The 24,639-nt window shown below is 62.9% G+C and carries 20 protein-coding genes and 1 pseudogene; 12 read left to right on the forward strand and 9 right to left on the reverse strand.

Translation table 11 applies throughout. From position 1 onward, the window contains the following. Positions 1 to 23: 23 nt before the first annotated feature. From OKW26_RS06375 to OKW26_RS06390, 4 genes are read right to left on the reverse strand one after another with little or no spacing between them, the layout of a single operon-like run. A complete protein-coding gene (locus OKW26_RS06375; protein ID WP_429353024.1) occupies positions 24 to 845 on the reverse strand; it encodes an FAD binding domain-containing protein in 822 nt (273 codons plus the stop codon). Continuing rightward, entirely contained in the window at positions 842 to 3,871 is a 3,030-nt protein-coding gene (locus OKW26_RS06380) for a xanthine dehydrogenase family protein molybdopterin-binding subunit (RefSeq protein ID WP_429353025.1), read from the reverse strand. The genes OKW26_RS06375 and OKW26_RS06380 overlap by 4 nt, the downstream gene beginning before the upstream one ends. Further along, positions 3,868 to 4,491: a UbiX family flavin prenyltransferase gene (locus OKW26_RS06385; RefSeq protein ID WP_090807398.1), complete on the reverse strand. Its 624-nt coding sequence runs from the start codon at positions 4,489 to 4,491 to the stop codon at positions 3,868 to 3,870. The genes OKW26_RS06380 and OKW26_RS06385 overlap by 4 nt, the downstream gene beginning before the upstream one ends. After that, positions 4,484 to 5,977 carry a UbiD family decarboxylase gene (locus tag OKW26_RS06390; protein WP_429353026.1) on the reverse strand — a complete coding sequence of 498 codons (1,494 nt, stop codon included), beginning with the start codon at positions 5,975 to 5,977 and terminating at the stop codon, positions 4,484 to 4,486. Before OKW26_RS06390 ends, OKW26_RS06385 begins: the two co-directional genes overlap by 8 nt. A gap of 290 nt (positions 5,978 to 6,267) precedes the next feature. Here OKW26_RS06390 and OKW26_RS06395 point away from each other — a divergent pair, with 290 nt between their 5' ends. The 7 genes from OKW26_RS06395 to OKW26_RS06425 all read left to right on the forward strand — a co-directional run bounded on the left by OKW26_RS06395 (position 6,268) and on the right by OKW26_RS06425 (position 12,429). Beyond that, positions 6,268 to 7,209, forward strand: coding sequence for a LysR family transcriptional regulator (locus OKW26_RS06395; RefSeq protein ID WP_184063167.1), 942 nt, complete (start codon positions 6,268 to 6,270; stop codon positions 7,207 to 7,209). After that, positions 7,206 to 7,514 carry an aldehyde dehydrogenase family protein gene (locus tag OKW26_RS06400; protein ID WP_429353027.1) on the forward strand — a complete coding sequence of 103 codons (309 nt, stop codon included), beginning with the start codon at positions 7,206 to 7,208 and terminating at the stop codon, positions 7,512 to 7,514. The genes OKW26_RS06395 and OKW26_RS06400 overlap by 4 nt, the downstream gene beginning before the upstream one ends. An 89-nt stretch (positions 7,515 to 7,603) precedes the next feature. Continuing rightward, positions 7,604 to 7,834, forward strand: coding sequence for a hypothetical protein (locus OKW26_RS06405; protein ID WP_429354253.1), 231 nt, complete (start codon positions 7,604 to 7,606; stop codon positions 7,832 to 7,834). Between the two features lie 256 nt (positions 7,835 to 8,090). Further along, the gene (locus OKW26_RS06410; RefSeq protein ID WP_429353028.1) at positions 8,091 to 9,446 is read left to right on the forward strand and encodes an MFS transporter; all 1,356 of its coding nucleotides are present in this window, start codon (positions 8,091 to 8,093) and stop codon (positions 9,444 to 9,446) included. A 150-nt stretch (positions 9,447 to 9,596) separates the two neighbouring features. Then, entirely contained in the window at positions 9,597 to 10,568 is a 972-nt protein-coding gene (locus OKW26_RS06415) for a dipeptidase (RefSeq protein ID WP_429353029.1), read from the forward strand. 93 nt (positions 10,569 to 10,661) lie between these two features. Beyond that, a complete protein-coding gene (locus OKW26_RS06420) occupies positions 10,662 to 11,195 on the forward strand; it encodes a DUF5943 domain-containing protein (RefSeq protein ID WP_429353030.1) in 534 nt (177 codons plus the stop codon). A 688-nt stretch (positions 11,196 to 11,883) separates the two neighbouring features. Next, complete coding sequence (locus OKW26_RS06425) at positions 11,884 to 12,429, forward strand: SRPBCC family protein (RefSeq protein ID WP_184063177.1); 546 nt, start codon at positions 11,884 to 11,886, stop codon at positions 12,427 to 12,429. 380 nt (positions 12,430 to 12,809) lie between these two features. Here OKW26_RS06425 and OKW26_RS06430 read toward each other — a convergent pair whose 3' ends face one another. The 5 genes and pseudogenes from OKW26_RS06430 to OKW26_RS06450 form a co-directional block, all read right to left on the reverse strand. Continuing rightward, positions 12,810 to 13,748, reverse strand: a complete 939-nt coding sequence (locus OKW26_RS06430) for a GNAT family N-acetyltransferase (RefSeq protein ID WP_429353031.1) — start codon at positions 13,746 to 13,748, stop codon at positions 12,810 to 12,812. A 470-nt stretch (positions 13,749 to 14,218) separates the two neighbouring features. Beyond that, positions 14,219 to 15,388 (reverse strand): IS91 family transposase, encoded by a 1,170-nt coding sequence (locus OKW26_RS06435; protein ID WP_429353032.1) that lies wholly within the window; start codon positions 15,386 to 15,388, stop codon positions 14,219 to 14,221. Positions 15,389 to 15,409: 21 nt separating this feature from the next. Next, positions 15,410 to 16,055, reverse strand: a pseudogene (locus tag OKW26_RS06440) (tyrosine-type recombinase/integrase); the annotation flags it as partial. A gap of 76 nt (positions 16,056 to 16,131) precedes the next feature. After that, positions 16,132 to 17,124 carry an alpha/beta hydrolase gene (locus tag OKW26_RS06445; protein WP_184063183.1) on the reverse strand — a complete coding sequence of 331 codons (993 nt, stop codon included), beginning with the start codon at positions 17,122 to 17,124 and terminating at the stop codon, positions 16,132 to 16,134. Positions 17,125 to 17,186: 62 nt separating this feature from the next. Beyond that, entirely contained in the window at positions 17,187 to 18,191 is a 1,005-nt protein-coding gene (locus OKW26_RS06450) for an alpha/beta fold hydrolase (RefSeq protein WP_429353033.1), read from the reverse strand. 242 nt (positions 18,192 to 18,433) lie between these two features. Between OKW26_RS06450 and OKW26_RS06455 the strand changes: the two genes are divergently transcribed. The 5 genes from OKW26_RS06455 to OKW26_RS06475 all read left to right on the forward strand — a co-directional run bounded on the left by OKW26_RS06455 (position 18,434) and on the right by OKW26_RS06475 (position 24,508). Further along, positions 18,434 to 19,315: an NmrA family NAD(P)-binding protein gene (locus tag OKW26_RS06455; protein ID WP_184063184.1), complete on the forward strand. Its 882-nt coding sequence runs from the start codon at positions 18,434 to 18,436 to the stop codon at positions 19,313 to 19,315. A gap of 44 nt (positions 19,316 to 19,359) precedes the next feature. Continuing rightward, complete coding sequence (locus OKW26_RS06460) at positions 19,360 to 20,088, forward strand: GNAT family N-acetyltransferase (RefSeq protein ID WP_184063187.1); 729 nt, start codon at positions 19,360 to 19,362, stop codon at positions 20,086 to 20,088. A gap of 77 nt (positions 20,089 to 20,165) precedes the next feature. Further along, positions 20,166 to 20,720 carry a TetR/AcrR family transcriptional regulator gene (locus OKW26_RS06465; RefSeq protein ID WP_429353034.1) on the forward strand — a complete coding sequence of 185 codons (555 nt, stop codon included), beginning with the start codon at positions 20,166 to 20,168 and terminating at the stop codon, positions 20,718 to 20,720. Between the two features lie 340 nt (positions 20,721 to 21,060). Next, positions 21,061 to 21,525: a hypothetical protein gene (locus OKW26_RS06470; protein ID WP_429353035.1), complete on the forward strand. Its 465-nt coding sequence runs from the start codon at positions 21,061 to 21,063 to the stop codon at positions 21,523 to 21,525. 592 nt (positions 21,526 to 22,117) lie between these two features. Then, on the forward strand, positions 22,118 to 24,508 hold the full coding sequence (locus OKW26_RS06475; RefSeq protein WP_429353036.1) for a beta strand repeat-containing protein: 2,391 nt from the start codon (positions 22,118 to 22,120) through the stop codon (positions 24,506 to 24,508). The last annotated feature ends 131 nt before the right edge of the window (positions 24,509 to 24,639 follow it).

Consider the following 24,639-nt stretch of genomic DNA (forward strand, 5'->3'; position numbering starts at 1 on the left):
GATGTTGTCCGATGTGTTGCTGCTCACGTAGCCTCCTCGATCGCGCGCCATCCCAGTTGCCGGACGAGATTGCGTCGATATTTCGCGCTGATGTGCGCGTCGTCCTGCGCGTTCAGTTTCCAGCTCAGGTCGTTCAATGCGCCGCGCAGGTCGTCGCCTGTCAGACGCGGCCAGCTTTCCGCCACCGGCCGGTCCGCGACGCCGCCGACCGCGATACGGATCGAATCGTCCGTCACCACCGCCGCGCACGCGACGATCGCGAAATCGCCGTGCCGCGCCGAGAACTCGGTGAACGCATAGCGTTCGCCGGGCTTCCTGAGTGGAAAGCGCACGGCTTCCACGAGTTCGTTTGGCTCGCGCGCGGTCATCAGCATTCCCTGAAAAAAGTCCTGCGCGGCGAGCGTGCGGCGCTTCTTTTTCGAGCGCAGCATCACGTCGCCGCCGAGCGCGGCCAGCACCAGCGGCAGTTCTGCGCTCGGGTCCGCATGCGCGACGGAGCCGCACACCGTCCCGCGATTGCGAATCTGAAAATGCGAGATATGCGGGAACGCCATCGCGAGCATCGGCACTTCGTCGCGCAGCGTGGGACGCCATTCGACGCTGCCTTGCGTCGCCGCCGCGCTCACGACGAGATGGCCTGCTTTGTCATCTACGCGCACGGCGTCGAGTTCGGCGGTGCGCGAGATATCGACCAACACGCGCGGCTGCGCGAGCCGCATGTTGAGCACGGCCATCAGCGATTGACCGCCCGCCAGCACGCGCGCGTCGTCGCCGGTTTGCGCGAGGGCGTCGAGCGCGTCTTGCGTCGTCATGGCGCGCAGATAATCGAACGGCGCGGGCTTCATACGTGCCTCCTGAAGCGGGCCAAAATCCGCGCAATCCACGACATGCGCTGCTCGACGGGCTGGCCCGCCGCCTGCCGTCCGAGCGATTCGAACAATTGCTTGAGCACGACCTTCGCCGCGCCTTCGAGCATGCGTGCGCCGACCGCCGCCACCTTGCCCGACACCTGCGCTTCATAGTCATAAGTGAGGCGCGTGCCGGTTCCCTGCGGCGTCAGTTCGACGAGACCGTTGCCGCGCGCGCTGCCGAGCGGCGAGATGCCCGCGCCCGCGAGCCGCAGCCGGTGCGGCGCGTCGATCTCCGACAAGCCGATGCGCGCCTCGAAGCGCGCCTTGATCATGCCGACGCCCACCGTCACGTCCGCGCGATACTGATTCGGCGCGGTCTCGTCGAGCGCATGGCAGCCGGGAATAACCTTCGCGAGCGCCTTCGGGTCGAGCAGCACGCCGAACACGGCTTCGGGCGTCGCGGGCAAATCGACCGTGCCGCGCGCCGTCAACGCCTTGCCGCCCGGCGTCGCGGGCTTCGCAGCCGGTGCTTCGCGCAGTTCGGGCCGCGACGGTTCGGGATCGTCGATGCCGATCAGCGCCATCACTTTGGGCGGCGTGAGGGGCAGGCGGATATCGTCGACGCCGAGGGCATCGGCCACCGCATTCGCGATGCACGGCGGCGTGCTCATGTTGTTGCCTTCGCCGAGCCCCTTCGCGCCGAGCGGCGTGAAGGGCGACGGCGTCTCCAGATGTACGATCACCGGGTCGGGCACTTCGCAGGTCGTCGGCATCAGATAGTCGGCGAGCGTGCCGGACTGGAAACTGCCGTCCGCGCCGTAGCGGAACTCTTCCATCAGCGCCGCGCCGACGCCTTGCGCGAACGCGCCGCGAATCTGGCCATCGGCGAGTGCGGGATTGAGTAGCGTGCCGGCGTCGTGCGTCGTCACATAACGGTCGATGCGCACGCGCCCCGTCACGCGGTCTACTTCCACGCCGCACATGTCGAACGCGAAGCCGTACGCCGCCGACGTGTTGATGCGATCCTGTTCGTCGGGCGCGTCCATGTGCGGCGGCGACCAGAAGACGCTCTCGCGCAGACCCGGCTCCTCGCCTTCCGGTAACAGCGCGGGCGCCCAGTGCGGCGCATTGCTTGCGGCGCGCGCGAACGGCAACGCGCGCTCTTCGGCACCGTTCGGAAAGACGCGCGCGCCTTCGAAGCGCACGTCGCCGGGCGCGCAGCCGAACTGCTTCGCGAGAATGCGCGCGAGCTTTTCGCGCACGCGGGTCGCGGCCAGATGCACCGTGCCGGCCACCGCGCCCGCGAATCGGCTCGAATAATTGCCCGCCGCGACGGACCACGCGTCCTTGTGCGTATCGAATTCGACGTTCACGACGATGTCCTTCGGGTCGAGCCCGAGCACATCCGCGACGACTTGCGCGCATACCGTCATGTGGCCCTGGCCCGCTGGCGTCGACGCGATGGTGACGACCACGCCGCCGAGCAGATCGACGCTCACCGTCGCGCTGGCGATCGCGCCGTTCTTCGGCCCGGCTTTCTTGCGGGCGTCGGGCGGCATCACAGTCGTGATGTATCCCATGTTCGATACCGACGGCTCCACGATCGCCGCGAAGCCGATGCCATAAAGACGCCCAACTTTGCGCGCCGCGTCGCGTCGCGCGACGAGTTCGTCATAGCCGCCTTCGGTCATCGAGCGGCGCAGCGCTTCCTGATAGTTGCCGGAGTCGAGCAGCGCGCCCGCCGTCGCGCGATACGGAAAGGCATCGGCGGGAACGAAGTTGCGGCGGTACACATCGAGCACATCGAGCCTCAGTTCGACGGCGATACGCTGAATGAGCCGCTCCAGCGCGAAGTAGACCTGCGGTCCGCCGAAGCCGCGCACGAGGCCGGTCGGCGTCTTGTTCGTGAGCACGACGCGGTTGCGCACGACGAGATTCGGAATGGCATATGCGCCCGTCAGGCAGCCGTGCATCCGGTAGAAGGTCGCGGGTTCGGGCGCGCGCACGTAGCCGCCGATATCTTCCAGTTGATCGTAGGAAAGCGCGACGATGCGGCCATCGCTTTCAACGGCCGCTTCGATGGTCGAAAGGCGCGCGGTCGCGGAAGTCGCCGCGCTCAGGTGTTCGAGCCGGTCCTCGACCCATTTCACCGGCGCGCCGGCCTTGCGCGAGGCGAGGCACATCAGCACGACATACGGAAACACCGCCTGCTTGACGCCGAAGCTGCCGCCGGAATCGCGCGGGGCCTTATGACGCAGACGGTTCGCGGGAACGTTGAGCGCCATCGCCATGACGGCGTGCAGCGAAAACGGTCCCATGAAATTGGATGTGACGTCATAGCCTTCGCCGCCCGACAGATACTCGGCGATGACCACGCCGCATTCGATCGGCGCGCACGTGTTGCGCGGATAGTGCGCGACGAGCTTCACGCGATGCGGCGCATTTTCGAACGCGGCTTCCGGTTCGCCATAGCGGAAACGCCGGTCGCTGATCACGTTGCTGCCGACGCGCTCGTGCAGCACCGGCGCATCGCCCCGCACCGATTGTTCGATGGACGTGACCGGATCGAGCATCGCGTAGTCGACCTTGATGAGGTCGAGCGCGTCTTCCGCTAGCGCGCGGGATTCCGCCATCACCACCGCCACCGGCTCGCCGACGTAGCGCACGCGGTCCATCGCGAGCGCCCACTGCTCCATCGGCGACTTCACGCCGACGACGAAGGGTCGCGACCACGCACGCAGATCGTCGCGCGTGAGCACGGCGTGCACGCCGTGCAGCTTCGATGCGGCTTCGGTATCGATGGAAACGAGTTCCGCATGCGCGTGCGGCGAGCGCAGAATCGCTGCGTGCAGCGTGCCGGGCTTCACGGCGATATCGTCGCCGTAGCGGCCACGGCCCGTGAGAATCGCCGGGTCTTCGAAGCGCTGCATCGGCTGGCCGACGTGGCGCTGCGGCTTCGCGGCATCGCTGTCGGCCACGCGCGCGTTGATATCGGCAAATCCGGTTTCGCGCTGATTCATGGCGTCACTCCGTCATCTTCGCCGCGGCTGCCGAATTCATCGGCGAGACCGCTCCAGCGGCGCGCAATCTCGCCGTGCTCGATGCCGAGCAGATCCAGAATGCGCCCGACCGTGTGATCGACGACATCGTCGATGGTCTTCGGATGCGCATAGAACGCCGGCACCGGCGGCATTACGATGGCGCCCATTTCGGTCGCGAGCGTCATGTTGCGCAGATGCGCGAGATTGAGCGGCGTCTCGCGCGCGACCAGCACGAGGCGGCGGCGCTCCTTGAGCATCACGTCGGCGGCGCGGGTCAGCAGATTGTCCGCGAAGCCGTTCGCGACACCCGCGAGCGTTTTCATCGAACACGGTGCAATCACCATGCCTTCGCTGAGGAACGAACCGCTCGCCACGGCCGCGCCGATATCGCGCACGTTATGCACGACGTCCGCGAGTTGGTCGACGTCGCCGCGCGTGAGGCCGAGCTCCTGCGCCGCCGTCACTGCACCCGACGCCGACACGATCAGATGCGTCTCGTGCGTGCCGAGGCGCCGCAGCGCAGCGAGCAGCCGCACGCCGATGACCGCGCCGCTCGCGCCCGATATGCCCACGACGATGCGCTTCTTCCGCTCAGCCATGATCGCGCGCGAGGTAGGCGTCGAGCGCGCTGTTGTCGGCGGCGACGAGCGCGGTCAGATCCGCGGTGTCCTGACCCGGGATGCGCACGCGTGTGAAGACATGCGCCGGATAGACGACCGGGCGCGTCGCGTCGAGTCCCATCTTCGCGCTGATGCCTTGCAGATGCGCGGGGGCGTCGTCGGGCTGGCCGACCGTCGTCGAGGGATCGAGCGGCGAGCCTTGCGCGCCCGCGACGACGACGAGATCGCGGTCGGCCTGAAAGCGCGTCGCAATCGCCCATTCGATTTCTGCGGGATCGTGCACGTTCACGTCCGTATCCACGACGACGACCAGCTTGATGTCGTAATGCGCGCCGAACGCGCAGAGAATCACGTTCTTCGCTTCGCCTTCGCGTTTCTTGTCGAACTGCACCCACAGGTGATAGCGGCACACACCGCCTACCGACAGATGCACGTCCTTCACCGCCGGATGGCTGCGCTGAAGGTGCGCGAGGAGCGTCGCTTCGCGCGGAATCGCGCCGAGCAGCAGATGCTCCATTTCGGCCGGCACGATCGTATGAAAAATCGGGTCGCGCCGATGCGTCACCGCCGTCACTTCAATGACTTCGCGCGCTTCCTTCGCGCTGTAGTACTTTGGGAACTCGCCGAATGGGCCTTCCGGCTCGCGCACGTTCGGCAGAATGCGTCCTTCTATGACGATCTCCGCGAACGCGGGCACATGCACACCGCTCGTCACGCATTGCGCGACCGGCAGCGGCGCGCCGTGGAGCGCGCCGGCGATTTCGAGTTCGTCGTTATCGATGGGCGTGATCGCTTGCGAAGCGAGCATCGTCAGCGGATCGACGCCAATGGCGACGGCCACGTCGAGCGCATCGCCCGCTTCCTCGGCGGCGCGCTGGAACGCGTAGAGATGGCGCGGCAGCAGCAGTATCGCCATGCGATCGCGGCCATGCACCTGAATGCGGTTGATCGACACGTTCTGCACGCCGGTGCGCGGATTGCGCGCAATCACGAGACCCGCGGTGATGTACGGGCCGTTGTCATGCTCGCTATGCGTGGGAATAGGCAGAAGCGCGTGCAGATCGATTCCGCTCGTATGCGCCACTTGCTGGCACGGCGCGTCCTCACGCGCAATGACTTTCGACGCGAGCGGCTCGGCGGCAGCGGCGGAAAAACGTGCGAGCAAAGCGGCTTCGTCGACGCCCATTGCTTCGGCAATCCACGCCCGCTTCGACATGAATCCGCTCACGACCGGAACCGCATGGCCGCCGGGGCGCGTGAAAAACGCCGCTTGCGTGCCGTCGAGGCGTTTGGCGATAGCGGCGAGTTCGTGTTCGAGCGCAACCGGCTTGTCGATGGTCGCGAGGCGTCCCGTCTTCGCGAGATGCGCGAGCCAGTCGCGCAGCGAGAGCGAGCCCGCCTCCGAGCCTTCCGGGGCCCACGAGAATGAGGAAATGCCGTTCTTTGCGGCATAGCGTATGTTCATCAGCGTCTCCATCTGTGCTGTGCCCGGCAAAGTGATGCCGCAGCGATCGATGGGGTCAAGCGTAGCGATATCGCGCCATAACTTCTAATAGTGTTTTCTGATGCGCTGGATCATTCACTCTTATATCAGTGTTAGCCCCGATGACAGCGTTCTTACAGTTACGTATCAATAGATCCGTCCCGCAACCCGTACTGGCGGGCGCGGGCGGCAACGGCGCGCGGCAGGCACGCACCGTTCGACGTGATAATGCAGGTGGCGGCTATTAGCATCGCTGATGCACGAGGGATGAGATGGACCTCAAGCAAATTCAGTACTTCATCGCGCTGTTCGAGGACGGCTCGGTTACGCGGGCGGCCAAGCGCCTGAATATCGTGCAGCCCGCGCTCAGCATGCAGATCGCGAAGCTCGAGGACGAACTGCATCAGCAACTCTTCGAGCGCGGCGCGCACGGCATGGCGCCGACCGCGGCGGGGCGGCTGATGTATCGCCTGTTTCTGCCGATCATGCGCGACCTCGCACACGCGCGGCAGCAGATCGTTCAGCGCGATGAAGTCGTGACGGGACACGTCGGCATCGGGCTGATTGCGTCCGTCACGGAGAGCGTGCTCGCGGATTCGCTCTCGCGCTTTCACGCGCAATATCCGGACGTCGAAGTCACGGTCGCCGACGGCTACAGCGCGACTTTCATCGACTGGGTGGCGGGCGGTCAGTTGGAAGCCGCGATCATCAACAAGCCGCGCGCGCGTCTGTCGCTCGACTCCCGCGCGCTGCTCGACGAAGAGATGGTGCTCGCAACCAGCGCCGCGCACGGCCCCGATCTGCCGCACGCCATTGAACTCGCGCAGCTGCCCGAACTGGAACTCGTGCTGCCGACCAAGCGCCACGGCCTGCGCGGCGTGCTCGACAGCGCCGCGCAGCATGAAGACGTGCTGCTCGCGCCGCGCTTCGAAATCGACGTGCTCTCGACCATCCTCAAGCTCGTCGAAAACACGCGCTTTGCGACGATCCTGCCGCGCATCGTGGTCGAGCGCGCCGCGCGGCATGGCACCTTGCGCGCGTGCCCGATTCTCGCGCCGCGCATCGTGCGGCATGTCGTCTGCGTGAGCCATCCGCGAAGGCCGTTGAGCGCGGCGGCCGAAGCGCTGATCGCGATCATCGGCGACGAGCTGCATCAAGCCTCGAATATTTCGTGTAACGAACCATCCCCTTCTTTGAAGGAACGCTCCGCATGAACGCATCACGCTGGATTGCCGGCGAATGGACCGGCACGCCTACGCTCGACAGCATCGATCCCGCCACGGGCGAGGCCATCGACCGGTTCGCCGACGGCGGCGCGGATGAAGCCGATGCCGCCATCGCCGCCGCGCGCCATGTGTTCGATCGCACGACGTGGGCGCAGGATGCACGTCTGCGCCAGGACGTGCTGCGCGGCTCGGCGGCGGCGCTCGACACAACGAACGGGAAACGCTGGCGACGCTGCTCACGCGCGAGAACAAGGCGATTGCATCGAGGCCGCTTGCAGAATACATGCCAATAAATCGGCTGACGATCGTCAAAAAACCGCCCGCGAGCCTTGATACATAAGGCGAAGGCGGCCAATTTGGCCAGAGGAAGATCCGTCAGGAGATGGCTTCGCATTACTTCGTGGCGGTCATTCCAGCCCGGAGTAAAAAACCCCGCGATAAGCCGAAAGCAGAGTTGTCGCTCCTTCTGGCGCTGAGATGGGTCATCGCCCGCCTACGCAATCAGCGCTTCTTCAGCCTGGACGACGCGCTCGGTGACTATCTGCCCGATCTCCGGCGACCCGTGCCTCCGCTCGATCCGACGGTCGATTTCGCATTAAAATCAGTGGCTTAGGTCGAGATGGGAGAGGCGGGATACGGCGGATTTTTTGCGAATCCCGGCCGACCCTCCGCCTCGCTCAAAATACCGGAAGTCGAATCAGCGCGCTGAAAACCTGGCGCTCTCGTTACAACGTAATGGCGGGAATGTTCTATGACGCCGACTTTTGGTCCCTTCTACTCTCTACCGATCCTCACTTTTTGAAGCGCGATCGATTACGCATGTGGGTGATGCTTTCACGGCACGCTCACAGCAACTACGGGAGTATCGAATGTCTAAGGCACCGTCCCCTGAAGTCGATATTAGAACACTGCGCAAAGTCATCATGGCTGCCTCGATTGGTAACTTTGTTGAATGGTTCGATTTCGCAGCGTATGGTTTCCTCGCAACTATCCTCACTAGCGAGTTTTTTCCGAGCAGCGATCCATCCGCGGGCCTCCTGAAGACTTTCGCGGTGTTTGCAGTGGCTTTCGCATTTCGTCCGGTCGGTGGCATAGTGTTTGGCGTAATTGGAGATAGGATTGGGCGCAAACGCACGCTGGCGCTGACCATCTTGATGATGGCCGGGGCGACCACACTGATCGGCCTGCTGCCGAACTACGCCGCCATCGGTGCTCTCGCGCCGTTGTTGCTAACCGTGATTCGCTGCGTGCAGGGCTTTTCGGCCGGTGGTGAGTATGCTGGCGCCTGTGCCTACGTAATGGAGCACGCGCCGCAAAACAAACGCGGCTGGTACGGCAGCTTTATTCCCGTGTCGACTTTTTCTTCATTTGCGATCGCGGCCGTCGTCGCTTATGCGCTTGATGCAACGCTTTCGGCTGATGCAATGCGCGCGTGGGGATGGCGCGTGCCGTTCCTCGCGTCCGCACCCATCGGGCTCATCGGGCTGTACCTGCGCATCAGTCTCAATGAAACACCCGCCTTCCGCGCTCTTGAAGGCGAGCACCAGGTGGCGCATGCGCCGTTACGCGAAACGTTCCGTACGCAGGCGGGCGGCATTCTGAAGCTCGGTGCATTTATTTCAGTGACAGCATTGTCCTTCTATACCTTTACTACCTGTTTCGCGACATATCTGCAGGTCGTAGGACACATGAGTCGCGCAACTTCGCTGCTGATCACCGTTGTGGCACTTTTGTTTGCTGCGGCCATTTGTCCGCTTGCCGGCCTGTATTCTGATTTCGCCGGGCGCCGCATGACATTATTCACCACGTGCGCGCTGTTGATTGTAATCGTCTATCCCTCGTTCTCGCTCGCGGGCTCGGGACAATTTCTGTCAGCACTGATCGGCGTGGCAATGCTCGCGACAGGCGCGGTGTTGTCGGGCGTGGTGACGGCTGCGTTGTTGTCGGAAGTGTTCCCAACCAGGATGCGCTATACCGGGTCGGCCATTACCTATAACCTCGCCTACACGATCTTCGGGGGCACCGCGCCGTTGGTCGCTACCTGGTTGATCGGCACGACCGGAAACAATATGTCGCCCGCTTTGTATCTGATCGCCGTATCTTTCATGGGCCTGATCGGCGGGATGATGCTTCCAGAAACTTCACGAATGTCCTTGCAAGATGTGGGCACTGACAACGACCCAGCTATAGGCGAGATGCTCGGAGCGCAGCGACCGCTCAGGTAGCCCGGATCGTTCGAAGCTTTCCCGAGACTGCCGGCCGGCACGACGCGCGGCCTTGGCGTCGGCGAATTCCGCGAGGTTGGCCGCCTGATCCTCCAAGCTTGCGCACAGCCATAGCGACCCCACGCGCCAGAAGCCTATACGGAGCATCGAATGAGCAATCTGCATGAGAACAGCATCATCATCGACGGCCTGAACATTTCGAAATTCGACCGCTCGGTGTTCGAGGACATGAGGAAGGGCGGCATCACCGCGGCCAACTGTACGGTGTCGGTGTGGGAGAGCTTTACGAAGACCGTCGACAACATCTCGTTGATGAAGCAGCAGATCCGCGCAAACAGTGAGTTGCTGACGCTCGTGCGCACCACCGAAGACATCGCGCGTGCGAAGAAGGAAAACCGCACTGGGGTGATCCTGGGCTTCCAGAACGCGCATGCGTTCGAGGACAACCTCGGCTATATCGAAGCCTTCGCCGACATGGGCGTGCGCGTCGTGCAGCTTTGCTACAACACGCAGAACCTGGTCGGCACCGGTTGCTATGAGCGCGACGGTGGGCTGTCGGATTTCGGCCGCGAAGTGATTACCGAAATGAACCGCATCGGGATCATGGTCGATCTGTCGCACGTTGGTGGCAATACGTCGTCGGAGGCCATTGCGTTCTCGAAGAAGCCGGTCTGCTATTCGCATTGCCTGCCGTCGGGTCTCAAGGCGCACCCGCGCAACAAGTCCGATGAACAGCTGAAGGAAATCGCCGAGGCCGGCGGCTTCATCGGCGTGACGATGTTCGCGCCGTTCCTCAAGCGCGGAATCGATGCGACGGTCGAGGACTACATCGAAGCCATCGACTATGTCGTCAACCTGGCCGGCGAAGATACGGTGGGCATCGGCACCGATTTCACGCAAGGCTACAGCGTCGACTTCTTCGACTGGCTCACGCACGACAAGGGCCGCTATCGCCGTCTGACGAACTTCGGCAAGGTCGTGAACCCGGAAGGCATCCGCACGATCGGCGAGTTCCCGAACCTCACCGCGGCCATGCAGCGCGCAGGCTGGAGCGAGACGCGCATCCGCAAGATCATGGGCGAAAACTGGGTGCGCGTGTTCCGCGATGTCTGGGGCGCATAAGCACCGAAGCCCGATCCTCATTCATCGAAACGCGACGGGCGCCGTGACGAGCGCCCGCGCGAACCGAAACTCACCCCTCGGAGCACCCTCGCGATGCAACCGCAACTGCCGATCGACGTCGATCCGAACACTGGCGTCTGGACCTCTGACGCACTGCCGATGCTGTACGTCCCGCGCCATTTCTTCACGAACAATCACACGGCTGTCGAAGAGGCGCTCGGGCGTGATGCCTACGCGGAGATCCTCTACAAGGCGGGTTACAAGTCGGCCTATCACTGGTGCGACAAGGAAGCAAAGCAGCACGGCATCAGTGGCATAGCCGTATTCGAGCATTACGTGAAGCGTCTTTCGCAACGAGGATGGGGCATCTTCACGATCGTCGAAGTCGATCCGGTGAGCGCGCGTGCGCGCGTCGAACTCCGTCACTCATCCTTCGTGCTGGCGCAACCGGGCAAGCACGGCAAGCTTTGCTACATGTTCGCGGGCTGGTTCGCCGGCGCTATGGACTGGGTGAACGACACTACTGAAGCCGGCGAGGGCGCTCCGCGCTCGCAGTCGAAGGAAGTGCAATGCGCAGCGGAAGGCCACGACCACTGCGTGTTCCAAGTGTCGCCAGTCGCGCAATAAACCGTTTTCTCGCAATAAGCTGACCTGAGTTGCTGAGAGACGGCGCCAGAGCGTAGGCCATTGCAGTACGCGAGAACGGACATCGTGTCCCTGACGCGACGTACAAGTGCGTATTCGACGGCAAGTCGAGCGCAGATTCCACGCTTGCCCGAGCGCGGATTCCACGACTGCCCGAGCATGAATTTCACGTGAAGTCGAGCGCTGGAATGTGAGGTAACGACGCGGGTAACCCATGGCACCCTCGACGTTTTTGCGTCGGGAGTGCGAATGCCGAACAACAGGTTATCCATGCGTCAGATCAAGGAAGTCTTACGGCTCTATTAGGTCTATTAGGGGGGCCCCGGTAGGCGCGATTTCCTGTCATAAGCGCCGGGGTTATGTACCATTAGCGACTCCCCCGCAAAAGTGTCATAGCGTGACATATAAAATCCGCTGTGCGAGTAGGGCCGACAGGGTCACGGGAACGAAATCCGGCCCCCGCATTCGCCTCCCTACGGAGCGGTCCGAATTCAAAGCAGATATCCGCGTCGCTACTGAGCACCCTGGGGACTGACCGCTTAGGCCGACAATGTGCTGGCCAATCTGACCGAGCGAATGGCCGTTGCACCTGGCGGATGCCGCCGATCGCCGTCCTTTCCACTCCGCCGTAAAATAGCTTCGCCTGTGACAGCGGAGAGTACAAGGCGCTATGAAAATCCGTACGCGGTTCGTCACCGCAATATTGGCGGTGCTCGTCGCCATCGCGGTGCTCTTTATCCCGTTGCCGCAGCGAATTGCGCTCGACACGCGCATCATTTCGGTTGCGTCGATACAACGCCCTCCCACGGTCGTGTTCGACTATGTCACGACGCCGGCTCACTGGCCAATCTGGCATCCGTCATCGCTCGCGGTCAGCGGTTCGGTGGAACATTCGCTCGATGTGGGCGAGCAGGTAACGGAGGAATTCAGGGTGGCGGGCAGGCGTGGCCGCGTTGTGTGGACAGTCGCGGCACGTGTGCGTCCGAGCAAGTGGGTGATAGCAGGAAAGATTGACGGCAGATCGGCCGGCACCGTCACTTATTCGCTGACATCGACTGTGAGCGGAACCCGTTTCGAACGTGAATTCACCTATCGCGCGCCGTCGTTGTGGTTCGCGATATTGAACTGGTCCGTGCTGCGCGCGCGGATTCAATCTGAATCGGATACGGCAGTCTTGCGACTTAAGAGCCTTGTGGAAGCGTCACCGCAGCATTAGCAACGTCGCTCGGCTGGCGTTGTGACTTGGCGTTTTCACGACCAGACTGAATCCTTGGGTACAAGTCTGCTAGTGGCCATTCGTGAGGGCAATCGAAGCGCAAGAGGGTGCCATATGCGGTCGTTCGCCATTGCCACGATTTGGACATTTGAGTGTCCGTTCACACAGGTTGAATCCGCTATTCATTGGAAAGTCCGCTTCGGATCGCGGGCCTAGACCGCTCGCGCGGCAGGGGCTCCGATAGACGGTGGCGCAATGGAGAGGAAACCGACTCTGTCTTCATGTCGTCGGGCGGGGAAATCCGCCTCGTCTTCCATCGTGGGAAGCATCGACGGCCACATGTCGCCGAGATCGGTGGGGCAGGAGGTGAGCAGAACTTCCTAGCGCCAATCGTCGAGGACGAAGTCGTTAGGGCGGCTGTAGGCAGGCTCGTTAGGCCGATGCATGGTCACCACCTGCATTTGGCTGCGGAAACCGCGTGCCATCATCTGGCGATAGGCTTGCTCGCGCCCGGTATTGACCCCAACCAGGACCCTCGCCATCCCCAATGCGGTGGCGAGCGCGCCGGCGGCGTCGAGCAGCGCGCCGAACCGATCGGAGGCACCCGGACCGGGGCGCACCGCGCCGAATTTGATGAAGAGACAATCGGCACCGGCCTCGCTCGCCGGTCCCCAATGGCAAACCGCGAAGCCGCCCAACTGGCCCGAACGCTCCCATAACAGCAGGGCGTCGCCGAGGCCGCGCGCGGCGACGGTGCGGATCTCAGCGGAGAGATCGAGACCGTCGAGGATCTCGTCGCTGAGCGCGCGGCTCGCTTCTTCCGCCGCCCGCCGCTCGCCGGCCGCGAGCGCCGTATAGCGCGCGTCCTGCGGCAGCGGGCCGGACGCCGCCGGCGCCGCCATGATCGCGGTGAGAAAGCGCGGATAGAAGCCGAACTTCTGATAGAGCCAAATGTGCTTCGTGCTTTGGGCGAACGTGCACAGGCCGGCATGGCGCGTGCCCCAGTCCGCGAATTGTTCCGAGACCGCTGCGACCAGCGGCTGGGCGATGCCCTTGTCCCACAGATCAGGGCGAACCGAGAGTGGGCCGAAAAAGCCGACACTGCCCCAGTTGGTGGCGAAGTTGACGCCGGCGAGCGTGCCGTCGTGGTCGGCAGCGAAGGCGGCGGTATGCTCGCATCCGAAGCGGCCATAGACGTAGTCGAAATCGGTCCAGAAATTATCGGGATCGGCGACGCCGAAGAAGGTACCGAAGGCGCGCCGCACGATGCGCTGCCCCTCCGGCAGGTCGCGCTCTTCAAGTGGACGAACGTTGAGCATGTTGGCAATCCCCCGTCCTCGGCCATGACCTGCAACGATCGTAGCATACGGTCGGGTCCTCGCGAATAGGCGGGGCGGAGGTCTGTTGAGGTTTACGGGCGCCCCCGTCAGGCCGAGGTCGTTAAGGTTTATTCGATGCCTGCCATCGGCCGCAGGAATGTGCATGCCTCCGCGCATGTCGGCAGGCGTCGAATAAGCCCGATGGAGGAAACCGCGGAGTGCTCCGATGCGCTCGGAGCTTCACGGCTATGGCGATTGATAGACCGGGATGCTGAGTGGCGTCGGATGCGGCACGGTCAGGCGAGGTGCCAAGCGGGCGCTGACGCCGTGGCGGAGCGGTGCAGTCGTGCATGCGCGAGGATGACGCGCGCGGGCGAAGCGCTTCGCGAAGCGACACGCGCAAACGTCCGCCCCTGGGCCGCGTTGCCGCAGAGCGAACGTTCGACAGGCAGGTCGAGGAACCGTGGAGTTCATGTCTGATCCCGGCGCATTGGCGGTGCACGGATCGGGGCGCTGCGCGCGAGGATGTCGATGACGATCATCGGTGCGCCGCAGTGCCGGCAGATGAAGACGGGGCGGGTTGCGACGATGGCCTCGTCCGGTGACGGGCTGATCTCGGGTGCGACGTGCAGCAGATTGCGCACCCTCGCGAGACTGGTACGGCGCACCGGGTTGGCGAGCAGTCCGTAATGACCGATCCGATGGAAGCCGCCGGGTAGCACATGGAGCAGGAAGCGGCGTATGAATTCGCCGGTTTCGAGGGTCAGGGTCTTGTAGCGGGTGCGTCCCTTCGCACGGTAGTCCTTCCAGCGGAACGTCACGCCACGCTCATCGAAGGTGACCAGGCGCTGGTTGGAGATGGCGACGCGGTGCGTGTAGCGTGAGAGGTACTCGAGCACCGCCTTCGGTCCGGCGAACGGGCGCTTGGCGTAGACCACCCATTCGCAGGTACGTAGCGGCGCAAGCCACCGGGCAAAGGTGGCGGGGTCAGCGAGCCCGGTGTACTCGCCGAAGAACTGCAGGTCGCCACGGTGGTGAACCGACTGGAGTGCCTCGAGGAAGCGGCGCCGGAACAGGCGTGACAGGACGCGCACGGGCAGGAAGAAGCCGGGCCGGCAGGCGATCCAGCGCTCACCGTCAGGCGACAGCCCGCCACCGGGCACGATGCCGTGCACATGCGGGTGATGCGTGAGCGCCGAGCCCCAGGTGTGCAGTACGAGCGTGGCGCCGACCCGGGCGCCGAGGTTCCTGGGATCCGCGGCGATGGTACGCAGCGTGTCAGCGGCGATGTCGAGCAGCAGGCCGTAGATGATCCGTTTGTTGTACCAGGCGATCGCACTGACGGGCGCGGGCAGCGTGAAGACGACGTGGAAGTATTCGACGGGTAGCAGAGCGGCCTGGCGTGCCTCCAGCCAGCGGTGTGCGGCGCTGGCCTGGCACTTCGGGCAATGCCGGTCACGGCACGAGTTGAAGGACACCTCTGTGCTTGCGCAGCCTGAACAGCGCAGCACATGTCCGCCCAGTGCCGCCGTGCGGCACCGTTCGATGGCCGACATGACCTTCAGCTGCCCCAGGCTCAGGTGTGTCGTGGTTTGCCACGCTGGTCCATGGCTGCGGAAGATGTCCGCAACCTCCAGCATGAGGCGTTACAGCGCGCGGGCCTACCCGGCAGGCAGGCGGTCCAGCGGACTGGTGACCTCGTGCAGCAGGTCGGTGGCCACCTGGACGCAGAGCGCGGTGTTCTCAAGCTTCGCATGGCCGGGCAGCACCTGGATCACGCGGATGTCCACCTTCTGTTCAAGCAGGTGTGTCGCAAAGCTATGCCGCAGCGTGTGCATGGACATGCGCTTGTCGATGTTCGCAGCCTCGGCGGCGGCATGAATGGCACGGTTCAACTGTCGCGTGCTTAACGGATCGAGCGAATCGAGCCCGGGAAACAGCCACCCGCCATCGAGCATCCTGCCCTGCGCACGGGCCACGCGCCCACCACACACGCAGACGCTCGAGCAGCACCGGCGAGAGCATGGCGTAGCGGTCACGGCGCCCCTTGCCCTGCTCGATGCGCAGTGTCATGCGTTCGCTGTCGACGTCGGTGACCTTCAGCGCTACCACTTCGCTGGCGCGTAGCCCCGCGCCGTACGCGACCGACAGCGTGGTCTGGTGCTTCAGGTTGCCGGCCGCCTCGATCAGTCGCCGCACTTCATCGGGACTGAGCACGACGGGCAATATGCGGGGCACGCGCACCGGTTGCATCCTGACCATCAGCTCGGGCCGGTCGAGCGTGACTGTGAAGAAGAACTTCAGGCCCCGTTACGCCGCCATTTTCTTCGCTCGATTAAACGGAGCCAGGAGCAGAGACTACACCGGACAGTGTCCGAAACGATCATGCGAGATCAAGGGTACGCACGAACTTCAGCAGTTGATCGCTGACATCGGCGGCGGCCTCATGCTGAACCCAATGCCCCACGTTATCGAGTTCGAGTCCTCCTACAAGGCCCGGTAAGCCGGCGCGAAGGTCGTCGAGGCTAAGCGGATATAGCTCTTTCAGACCGTCCGCCTTGCCCCAGATAAAAAACGACGGCTGAACGATCTTCGCGCCCTTCCACGGAGCGGACAAGGCGAAATACGGCTCCGCCGCGCGGTAGTAATTCAACCCTCCGTGGAAACCGGTACGCTGAAATTCCGCGATGTTATGCGCTACATAGTCTGTTGGGGCCCACGAAGGCAACGGTCCAGGGGCAGTACGATGAAGGCTTCGAGCCGGATCCAGTGGACTCCACTGCTGGCCAGCTGGCGCGGTACCCGATGCCCAATACAGAATGCCGGGAATGGTCACCGCTGCGTTGGCCCAGATTTCGTCGGCGTCGGCCCGAATTTGCTCGAACATATAGAACTTGTCTTGAAGCCCCGCCTTTCGCATTCTGTCGAAAACACTAGCGTCTCCGCGCGGCACGAAAGGGACACTGAGGCAGAACACCGCCGGAAATCTGTCCGGGCGCATCAGCGCCGCGTTCCATGCATGGGTCGCCCCCCAGTCATGTCCGACGAGGACGGCGCGGGGAATCGCTAGCGCATCGAGCAGGCCAATCAGGTCGCCTGCCGTGTGCAACGGTGTGTAGAGGTTTGCGTCGACTGGAGCCGAGCTTCGCCCATAACCGCGCATATCCGGGGCAATCGCACGAAAACCCGCCGCCGCAATGGCCTTCATCTGCCGCCGCCACGTATAGGCGGTGTCCGGGAAACCGTGGCAGAACAGCACTGCTGGCCCCTCACCTTGCTCCGTTACGTGCAAGGTAATGCCGTTGGTCGCAATGTCGTATTGTTTGATGCCATCGCTCAAATCTGAAATCACTTCATCGCTGTTCGATGCGCTCATTTCATTCAACTCCTTTAGTCGACCTGCAGGACCCTATCCGGGTCAGGATGTGACCGTGATGGCTACGACAGCCTTTTCGCCTCGAGCCAGGCGCGGATTACCTGGACGAGTTCAGCCTTGCGTTCGAGCGGAAGCCAGTGGCCTGCGCCCAGCGTCGCCACAGACAGATCCGTGCAGGCGTTTCGCATGGGCTCGCCGAGAGCGCTGCGGGTGATATCGCAGATGCCATCAAATTCGCCGTTCACGAACAGCACAGGCTGGCTCAGGCGGCCGCTGTCGGGCGCAATTCGAGCGTAGGCGATGTTGGCGTCATCGTTCAGATACCAGGCGTTACCCGGACGAAAACCGGTCACACGGAACACATTAACCAGCGCGTCGAAGTCAGCCGACGGCCAGAGCGCCGCGTCCGGCGCCACCGTCGGCGCGCGACGTGCCGACCCGAACCAGCCTCCATTGCGCGAGACCAGCGCAGAGCGATAGATGTGGTCCACGGATTTCGGGTCTCCAGACCGATAGATCGCCGCCAGTGTCGCCGCTATGTCGGCATTGAAGTCGGTAACGGTCTGATCGAAATGAGTCAGATAGAAGCGGTAGTAGTCCCATTGCCCGTCCGGATACTGGTCGGCGGGATAGAGCGTGCGATCGACCAGGGGCAGCAGACTGCGCAACCCGAAGCTCTCGGGCATATACGGAACGGAGACGAACACAACGGCACGGCTGCGCTTCGCGTGATGCGCAGCCAGCGCCCCGGCCACCGGGCTTCCGAGGTCGTGGCCGACCCATATTGCCGGACTTGCGCCCAGATGGTCATGAAGCTCGACCATATCGTCAACGATCTCTTTGAGTGCATAGGCATCGGGCGCGCCTGGTGTCGATGAGCCGCCGTATCCGCGCATGTCCGGTGCAATGCAGCGCCAGCCCTCCGACGCGAAAGCCTCGATCTGCGCGCGCCACATCAGACCGAGCCCGGGCCAGCCGTGAAGGAGGATCATCAGTGGCCCCTCGGCGGGCCCGGCCTCCCAATAGCGCGTGGAATGGCGGGGTGAGGCGAACGTGTGGGCGATCATGGCAGGAGCATTCTCCGGTGGTCGGTCGTCCAGAAAGGACGCGGTTTTCGATTCCATTTGCAGCGTGAGTTCGCAAGCGCAGCGTGACTCACTTGCCGCCCGCCTCGAGAACGGCATTCCGCAAAAGACTAGTACGGAATTCTCATCTATCGCCGTTCAGGATTATGACTATACTCCAGCTCAGATCCGGTGACTGAAACGTTCATCACCCTCCCAATTAACGAATGGAGCGGAGCTTTCAAATGGCTTTTCGTAAATTTTTTATCGCAGGCGCGACTGGTGACACGGGCGGAGCAGCGACAACGGCCCTTTTAGCTGCAGGCGAACAGGTACGAACCCTGGTGCGACGCGAGGACGCTCGCTCAGAGCGGCTGCGCGCACAGGGCGTCGAGGTGCTGGTTGGCGATCTCTCGGATATCGACGATGTCGCACGCGCTCTTCAAGGCATCTCATCGGCCTATTTCGTTTATCCGATCGAGGCTGGTGGGATAGCGGCCAGCGCTTCGTTTGCACAGGCCGCCCGTGAGACCGGAATCGAATCGATTGTGAACATGTCGCAGATTTCGGCTCGCCGTGAAGCGAAAAGCCATGCCGCGCGAGACCACTGGATCTCGGAACAGGTGTTCGACTGGGCCGGCACGTCGGTAACGCATCTGCGCCCCACGTTCTTCGCTCAATGGTTGACCTACCCGGGTCAAGTCGCGTCCGTCAAAAAGGACGGGATGCTGCGTCTGCCTTTTGGCGAAGGGCGCCATGCGCCGATTGCAGCCGAGGATCAGGGTCGCGTGATTGCCGCGATCCTTCGCGATCCGGCGTCGCACGCGGGCAAGGTCTATCCGCTCTACGGGCCGGTCGAGATGAATCACCATGAGATTGCGGCGGAGATGAGCAAGGCGTTGGGTAGGACGGTCTCGTACCAACCAGTCGATCTCGATCTGTTCAAACAGCGCCTGAATACGGATGCAAAATTCAGCGACACCTTCACGCAGCATCTCCTGTCGGTTGCCGTCGATTACCAGGAAGGCGTTTTCGCCGGCACCAATTCCTTCATTGAGGATTTGACCGGTACTCCGCCGATGACGGTCCAGGCTTTTATCAGGAAGCACGCGGCACGGTTCGCCTGACCGCGATTCCACAGCAGAGAAGACGAACAAAACAGGAGCTTGTCATGCAGTCCTCCCGCATTGATGCAGCCAGTGAGATCGGGACCGAGGAATACCTCGCCAATCCCGTATGGATCGCTCTGAGCGAAGCGCCTCCGGCCTTCATCGAGCGCCGCGAAGGCGGTGCCCGGTATCGCCCGGAATTTGCGCCGTTCGGGGCCGCGCAAAATTACACTGCGCAAAGCGTCTCTCAAGTTGCAGCAATGCTCCAGCCGGGACAGCGCCTTTCATTCTTCACGGCGGCCAAACCGGACTTGCCGCCCGGCTTCGAAGTGGTGCGCGAGGCTGTTGCAAATCAGATGGTTGCCGCCAACAGGTTCACCGTATCGTCCGATGAGCGGATCATGCGACTCGGTGTCTACGACACACCTGATATGCTCCGACTCGCCGAAATGACGGAGCCTGGACCATTCAACGCCCGGACCAACGAATTGGGTCACTTCTTTGGCGTTAGGGAGAGCGGCCAGCTGGTGGCGATGGCGGGCGAACGAATGACTGCCGGCAAGTACGTCGAAATCAGCGCCGTGTGCACGCACCCCGAGTGGCGCGGCCGAGGGTTGGGTCGACTGTTGATGGAGCACCTGGCGGCAACCATCCAGGAACGCGACAGAATACCGTTCCTTCATGTGTTCACGAATAATGTTTCCGCCGTTCGTCTGTATCGGGAGCTCGGTTTTCGCATTGCCAGGACTTTGCAACTGACGGCAATTGTGAGGTCGTCGGGCGAGAGCTAACCGCTGCTGCGGGAGCACCGGGCGAACGGCATTGCCTGAGGTTGACTCGTAGCACAATGCATCTTTGAGACTGGAAAATGGGGCACTCACAAGCTGGCAAACTGGCCACGCATCAGCGGATTGTGCAGGTCGCCGCACGGCGTTTGCGCGAGCGCGGCATTGAGGGAATCAGTGTCGGCGACATCATGAAAGAAGCCGGCTTAACCGTCGGCGGCTTCTACAAGCATTTCGAGTCACGCGATGCGCTCGTGACGGAGGCTTTCATCATGGCATTGCAGGACATCGAGCATATTCAGGCCGCGCTCAAGACGGCGCCTGAGCGCGCGATAAGCACATATGTGTCGGAAAGCCATCGGAACAACCTCGGCAGAGGTTGTCCAATTTCAGCGCTAGTCAACGACGTACCGCGCGCGCCCGAAGCAACCCGCGAGGCATTCACCGAACGTGTCAGTGAGATCATCGCTTTGCTCGCACAGTCTTTGCCGGATACAGAAGACGCCCATGCTAAAGCGGTGATGATCTTCAGCACCTGCGTTGGTTCAATAGCGCTCGCTCGCGCCGTGAATGACCCGAGTCTGTCGAACAGGATAATCGAAGGAGCGCTGGCGGAGATGCTCAAGATGTACGAATGATGTCGATCAGCGGAAAAGGATAATTCGCTGGCTTCGATCATAAGCCGGTTGATGGAGCAGAGCGGACGCTCGAATGTCTGCGCGGATCAGCGGCCGGAGGGCCGCAGTTGGCCGACTGCTGACTCATAAGCCTGCGTGTCGTCCAGTTGAAGCGTACTTCAGCCGGACGTCAGAGCCCGGCGGGGAACGCGTCAGATTAAGGTATTTCCAACGTAAATTGACACCCTCGCTGCAAAGTCTCAGGACCAAATCTGACAGTTTCGCCGTTGACGTAGGTAAACGTCCGAATCTTGACGGTACCCCGATTACGAAACGGTCGCCTTTGCCGATCGGCGCGGCTATGACGGCATCGGGCTATGACGGCATCGCCGTGGCGCGGGGGATGGTGGAGCGCGGCCGGCAGATCCTCGGCCAGCTCGAGAAGCGCCTAGAACGCGCGAAGGAGGCCGTGCGCGAGCGGTTCGGCACTGCCGACAACCGCTCGCGCTGCGTCTTCGCCATGAACCTCAACTACGACCCCGACGTCGTGCCCGAGATCGTCGAGGCCGACGCGATCTTGCGCCGCGACCATCAGAAGCTGGCTCCGTTCCGGTGCTATGCCCGCTTATGGCTCGAGCGCGACTACGACGCGGCGGCCGGCAAGGGCGAGGTCATCGTCCAGGGGGACTCAGCCGTAGCGGCGGATCGTTTCCTGCACGCCCGACAGACCTTTGCGCAAGTCATCGGCATTCATGACCGGCACGAGTTCGATCTTGGCGTTCAAACCAAAGAAGAGCCGCTCGGCGGTATCGGCAATCTGCGATGATTCCGCCATGTTCACGATGAAGAAGCCGCCCCGGTCGCCATTCTCGGCGTGGAAATAAGCGGCTTCGGGCTTCAGATCCTCGGTTAGCTGTTGGAAGACTTTTTCTAATTTGCCGGCGCGGATGGCGGAGTTGCCGGCATCAGCGGAAAACGAGAACTTCACCATAACACGCATGACTTACCTCCCTGACGGTTGCCGGGTCGCCCGGCGACGGGCACCCTCGGTGGATCATTCTTAGCCTACGCTCACCCGCCCGCAACTTGGATCGGCGGCAACCCCAGGCGGGGGATTTCGATCGCGGGGCAGCGGTTCATCACCTAAACGGACTTTTCGTACGCTAAGCGCGCTACGCTGGGCGTCTCGAACGTCTCTGCGCGACCCGTTGCCGCCACTCTGTCTCGTGGAGGCTCTACGGCAGATATCCAAGGGACAACTGACAGTGAGCAGAGCACACACGTGCCGACAAGGGGCGCAAAACGCGTAGATTTAGGCGCATCCCGACAACGTCTCCCGCTATTCTTCATACACGGGTCGCGCAGTTCGCGCCCTTTCCTCGCGCGTGCCGACCGTCTTGCGCTTACACGGGGGACGTATGAGCCCTGCTGCTAGATTGTCGCGTCTACGGCGCGCACCTGGAAGCTGTCGGTCGTCGCGAAACATCCCGCTGGTCATCGCGCTTGCACTGACTGAACTGTTCTCTGGGCAGCAGGCCTTCGCGGCAGGACCGCTGCCGCAAGGCGGCCGCTTCGTAGGCGGCTCAGGAAGCATTGCTCAGAACGGCACGAACCTGAACATCACGCAAACGGGCTCACGGGGGATCATCGAATGGGACAGTTTCTCGATCGGACCGCACGGCACGGTTTCGATCAACAACGGCACGGGCGCGACACTCAATCGCGTGACGGGTAACGACTTCTCCGCGATCCTCGGCACGCTGAGCGGCACCGGCAGTATTTACCTTGTCAACCCGCATGGGGTTCTAATCGGGCGAAACGGCGTGGTCTCGACGGGCGGGCGCTTCGTCGCTTCGACGCTCGACATCCCCAACGACACATTTTTGAATCCGCCCGCGATCGGTGGGTCGGTCTACACGGGCAGCTCCACGGCGAATGTGATCAATCTCGGCAGACTCATCTCGTCGGGCGGGGACGTGTTCCTCATATCGGCTAACAAGGTCACGAACGCAGGGACAATCGATGCGCCAACCGGCAATGCCGAACTTGCCGTGGGGCGTCAGGTCCGTCTGCTTGACGGCACGGATCAGCAAGTTTTCGTGGACGTCGGAAGCGGCGGCACGGTGACGAACACGGGCTCGGTGCAGGCGGCTATCATCAATTTGCAGGCGGCCGACGGCAACATTTTCGCGCTCGCGGGTCATTCGGGAGCGCTGCGCGCCACCGGCACTGCGTCACGCGCCGGCCACGTGTGGCTCGTCGCGAACACCGATACCGCCACTTCAGTTATCAACACCGGTAGCGTCGACGCGCGCGGGGCGCAGATCAGCGCACGCAATGCGGACGGCAGCGGCGGCGCGGTCGATATGTCCGGCAAGGAGGTCGAGGTCGGCGGCGCGGACGTTCAGGCGAAAACCTGGAACATCACAACGGGGGACTTCATCACGGACGCCTCCACCGCTCGCACGCTGAGTGCAAGCCTGAGCCACGGTGCCTCGATCAACGTGGACGCGAACGGCGGCGACGGCCTGCTAGGGGCGACCGGCGAGGGAGACATCGCTATCGACGCGAGCATTCGCTGGCACGGCGCCGCGTCGCTGACGCTCGACGCGGCGCACTCGCTGACCATTGCGCCGAACGCGACCATCGCCAATCGCGGCACAGGCTCGCTGATTCTCAATGCCGACTGGCATGGCTTCGACAACGGCGGCAGCGTGACCAACCTGGGCACCATCGACTGGTCGCGAAGCACGGGCATCGTCACGGCGCTCTACGACATGAACGGCAGATACACGCCCGGTACGTTGCGCAGCAATCCTTCCTGGAGTGCCGCGCCGTTTAGTGGCCTGGTGACGCAGATCACCGCCTATCAGCTAATTAACTACCTGGCGGACCTTAATGCGGTGAATAACAATCTCGCGGGCAACTATGCGTTGGGCAACCTGTCAATCGATTTCCTGGATCCGGTGAATTTCGGCGGCATCGGCACCGCTGCCACACCGTTCACGGGTCAGTTCGACGGTATGGGCCATGTCGTCACGGGACTCAACATCTCCGGCGACGCCGATACCGGGCTTTTCGGCGTGATCGGCAAAACCGGCGTCGTGCGCAATTTTGATCTCACACAAAGCTCAGCGACCTCCTCCGCAGGACCGGTCGGCTTGCTCGCCGGCACCAACTATGGGCTCATTGTGCAGGTCGGCGTCTTCGGTAGCGTCCAATCCACGGGCGACACAAGCAGCGTGGCCGGAGGGATCGTCGGCGAAAATCGCGGCCTCGTCGAACAGTCGTTCGCTGCGGTGCAAGTCAGCGGCGCGGGCATGGTCGGTGGCCTTGCCGGTACGAACGATGGTTGCATCGAACAGTCTGTGGCCGAACATAGGGCGGGTGCCGGTGCGAAAGCCACGATCGGGGGACTCGTCGGCACGAATCATGGCGGCATTAACCAATCGAACGCAATCGAAATCTTGACGGGCGGCGCTGTGGTCGGCGGACTGGTCGGCAGCAATGCGGGCGTTATTCGCGAGTCCTATGCCAAGTCGACACTCGCGCCTGATCCGGGTGCAACGACAGGCGGTATCGCGGGCACGAATAGCGGCCGGATCGCCGCGGACGTGTTCTGGAACAGCGAGTCGTCCGGGGCGACGGCAGGCGTCGGCTCGGGCACACCGGTGGCGAGCTCAAGCGGACTCACGGACGAACAACTGACCGAGCCGGCGAGCTTCGGCCCGACGTGGGACTTCAGCGCGAACGGTGTTTGGGTCGTCGGATTTCCCTACCCGACGCTCCGCTGGTTGAGCGGATCCTGATATCCGGGCACTCGACTACAGTTCTGTGTAAGGCTTAGTGCCAGTTTCGAGCGACTCCGCTTCGTGGACTGGCAACCATATCTCGACTGGGCGTCACCGGCAAAGCGCGCAGCCGGCGCGGTTGGCGCAAG

The organism is Paraburkholderia sp. 32, from assembly GCF_050435345.1.
Classification (GTDB): Bacteria; Pseudomonadota; Gammaproteobacteria; order Burkholderiales; family Burkholderiaceae; genus Paraburkholderia; species Paraburkholderia tuberum.

Bases quoted from the DNA above. Each gene is read 5' to 3' on its own strand.
- OKW26_RS06375 (WP_429353024.1), bottom strand. From the start codon at position 845: ATGAAGCCCGCGCCGTTCGATTATCTGCGCGCCATGACGACGCAAGAC.
- OKW26_RS06380 (WP_429353025.1), bottom strand. From the start codon at position 3,871: ATGAATCAGCGCGAAACCGGATTTGCCGATATCAACGCGCGCGTGGCC.
- OKW26_RS06385 (WP_090807398.1), bottom strand. From the start codon at position 4,491: ATGGCTGAGCGGAAGAAGCGCATCGTCGTGGGCATATCGGGCGCGAGC.
- OKW26_RS06390 (WP_429353026.1), bottom strand. From the start codon at position 5,977: ATGAACATACGCTATGCCGCAAAGAACGGCATTTCCTCATTCTCGTGG.
- OKW26_RS06395 (WP_184063167.1), top strand. From the start codon at position 6,268: ATGGACCTCAAGCAAATTCAGTACTTCATCGCGCTGTTCGAGGACGGC.
- OKW26_RS06400 (WP_429353027.1), top strand. From the start codon at position 7,206: ATGAACGCATCACGCTGGATTGCCGGCGAATGGACCGGCACGCCTACG.
- OKW26_RS06405 (WP_429354253.1), top strand. From the start codon at position 7,604: ATGGCTTCGCATTACTTCGTGGCGGTCATTCCAGCCCGGAGTAAAAAA.
- OKW26_RS06410 (WP_429353028.1), top strand. From the start codon at position 8,091: ATGTCTAAGGCACCGTCCCCTGAAGTCGATATTAGAACACTGCGCAAA.
- OKW26_RS06415 (WP_429353029.1), top strand. From the start codon at position 9,597: ATGAGCAATCTGCATGAGAACAGCATCATCATCGACGGCCTGAACATT.
- OKW26_RS06420 (WP_429353030.1), top strand. From the start codon at position 10,662: ATGCAACCGCAACTGCCGATCGACGTCGATCCGAACACTGGCGTCTGG.
- OKW26_RS06425 (WP_184063177.1), top strand. From the start codon at position 11,884: ATGAAAATCCGTACGCGGTTCGTCACCGCAATATTGGCGGTGCTCGTC.
- OKW26_RS06430 (WP_429353031.1), bottom strand. From the start codon at position 13,748: ATGCTCAACGTTCGTCCACTTGAAGAGCGCGACCTGCCGGAGGGGCAG.
- OKW26_RS06435 (WP_429353032.1), bottom strand. From the start codon at position 15,388: ATGCTGGAGGTTGCGGACATCTTCCGCAGCCATGGACCAGCGTGGCAA.
- OKW26_RS06445 (WP_184063183.1), bottom strand. From the start codon at position 17,124: ATGAGCGCATCGAACAGCGATGAAGTGATTTCAGATTTGAGCGATGGC.
- OKW26_RS06450 (WP_429353033.1), bottom strand. From the start codon at position 18,191: ATGATCGCCCACACGTTCGCCTCACCCCGCCATTCCACGCGCTATTGG.
- OKW26_RS06455 (WP_184063184.1), top strand. From the start codon at position 18,434: ATGGCTTTTCGTAAATTTTTTATCGCAGGCGCGACTGGTGACACGGGC.
- OKW26_RS06460 (WP_184063187.1), top strand. From the start codon at position 19,360: ATGCAGTCCTCCCGCATTGATGCAGCCAGTGAGATCGGGACCGAGGAA.
- OKW26_RS06465 (WP_429353034.1), top strand. From the start codon at position 20,166: ATGGGGCACTCACAAGCTGGCAAACTGGCCACGCATCAGCGGATTGTG.
- OKW26_RS06470 (WP_429353035.1), top strand. From the start codon at position 21,061: ATGACGGCATCGGGCTATGACGGCATCGCCGTGGCGCGGGGGATGGTG.
- OKW26_RS06475 (WP_429353036.1), top strand. From the start codon at position 22,118: ATGAGCCCTGCTGCTAGATTGTCGCGTCTACGGCGCGCACCTGGAAGC.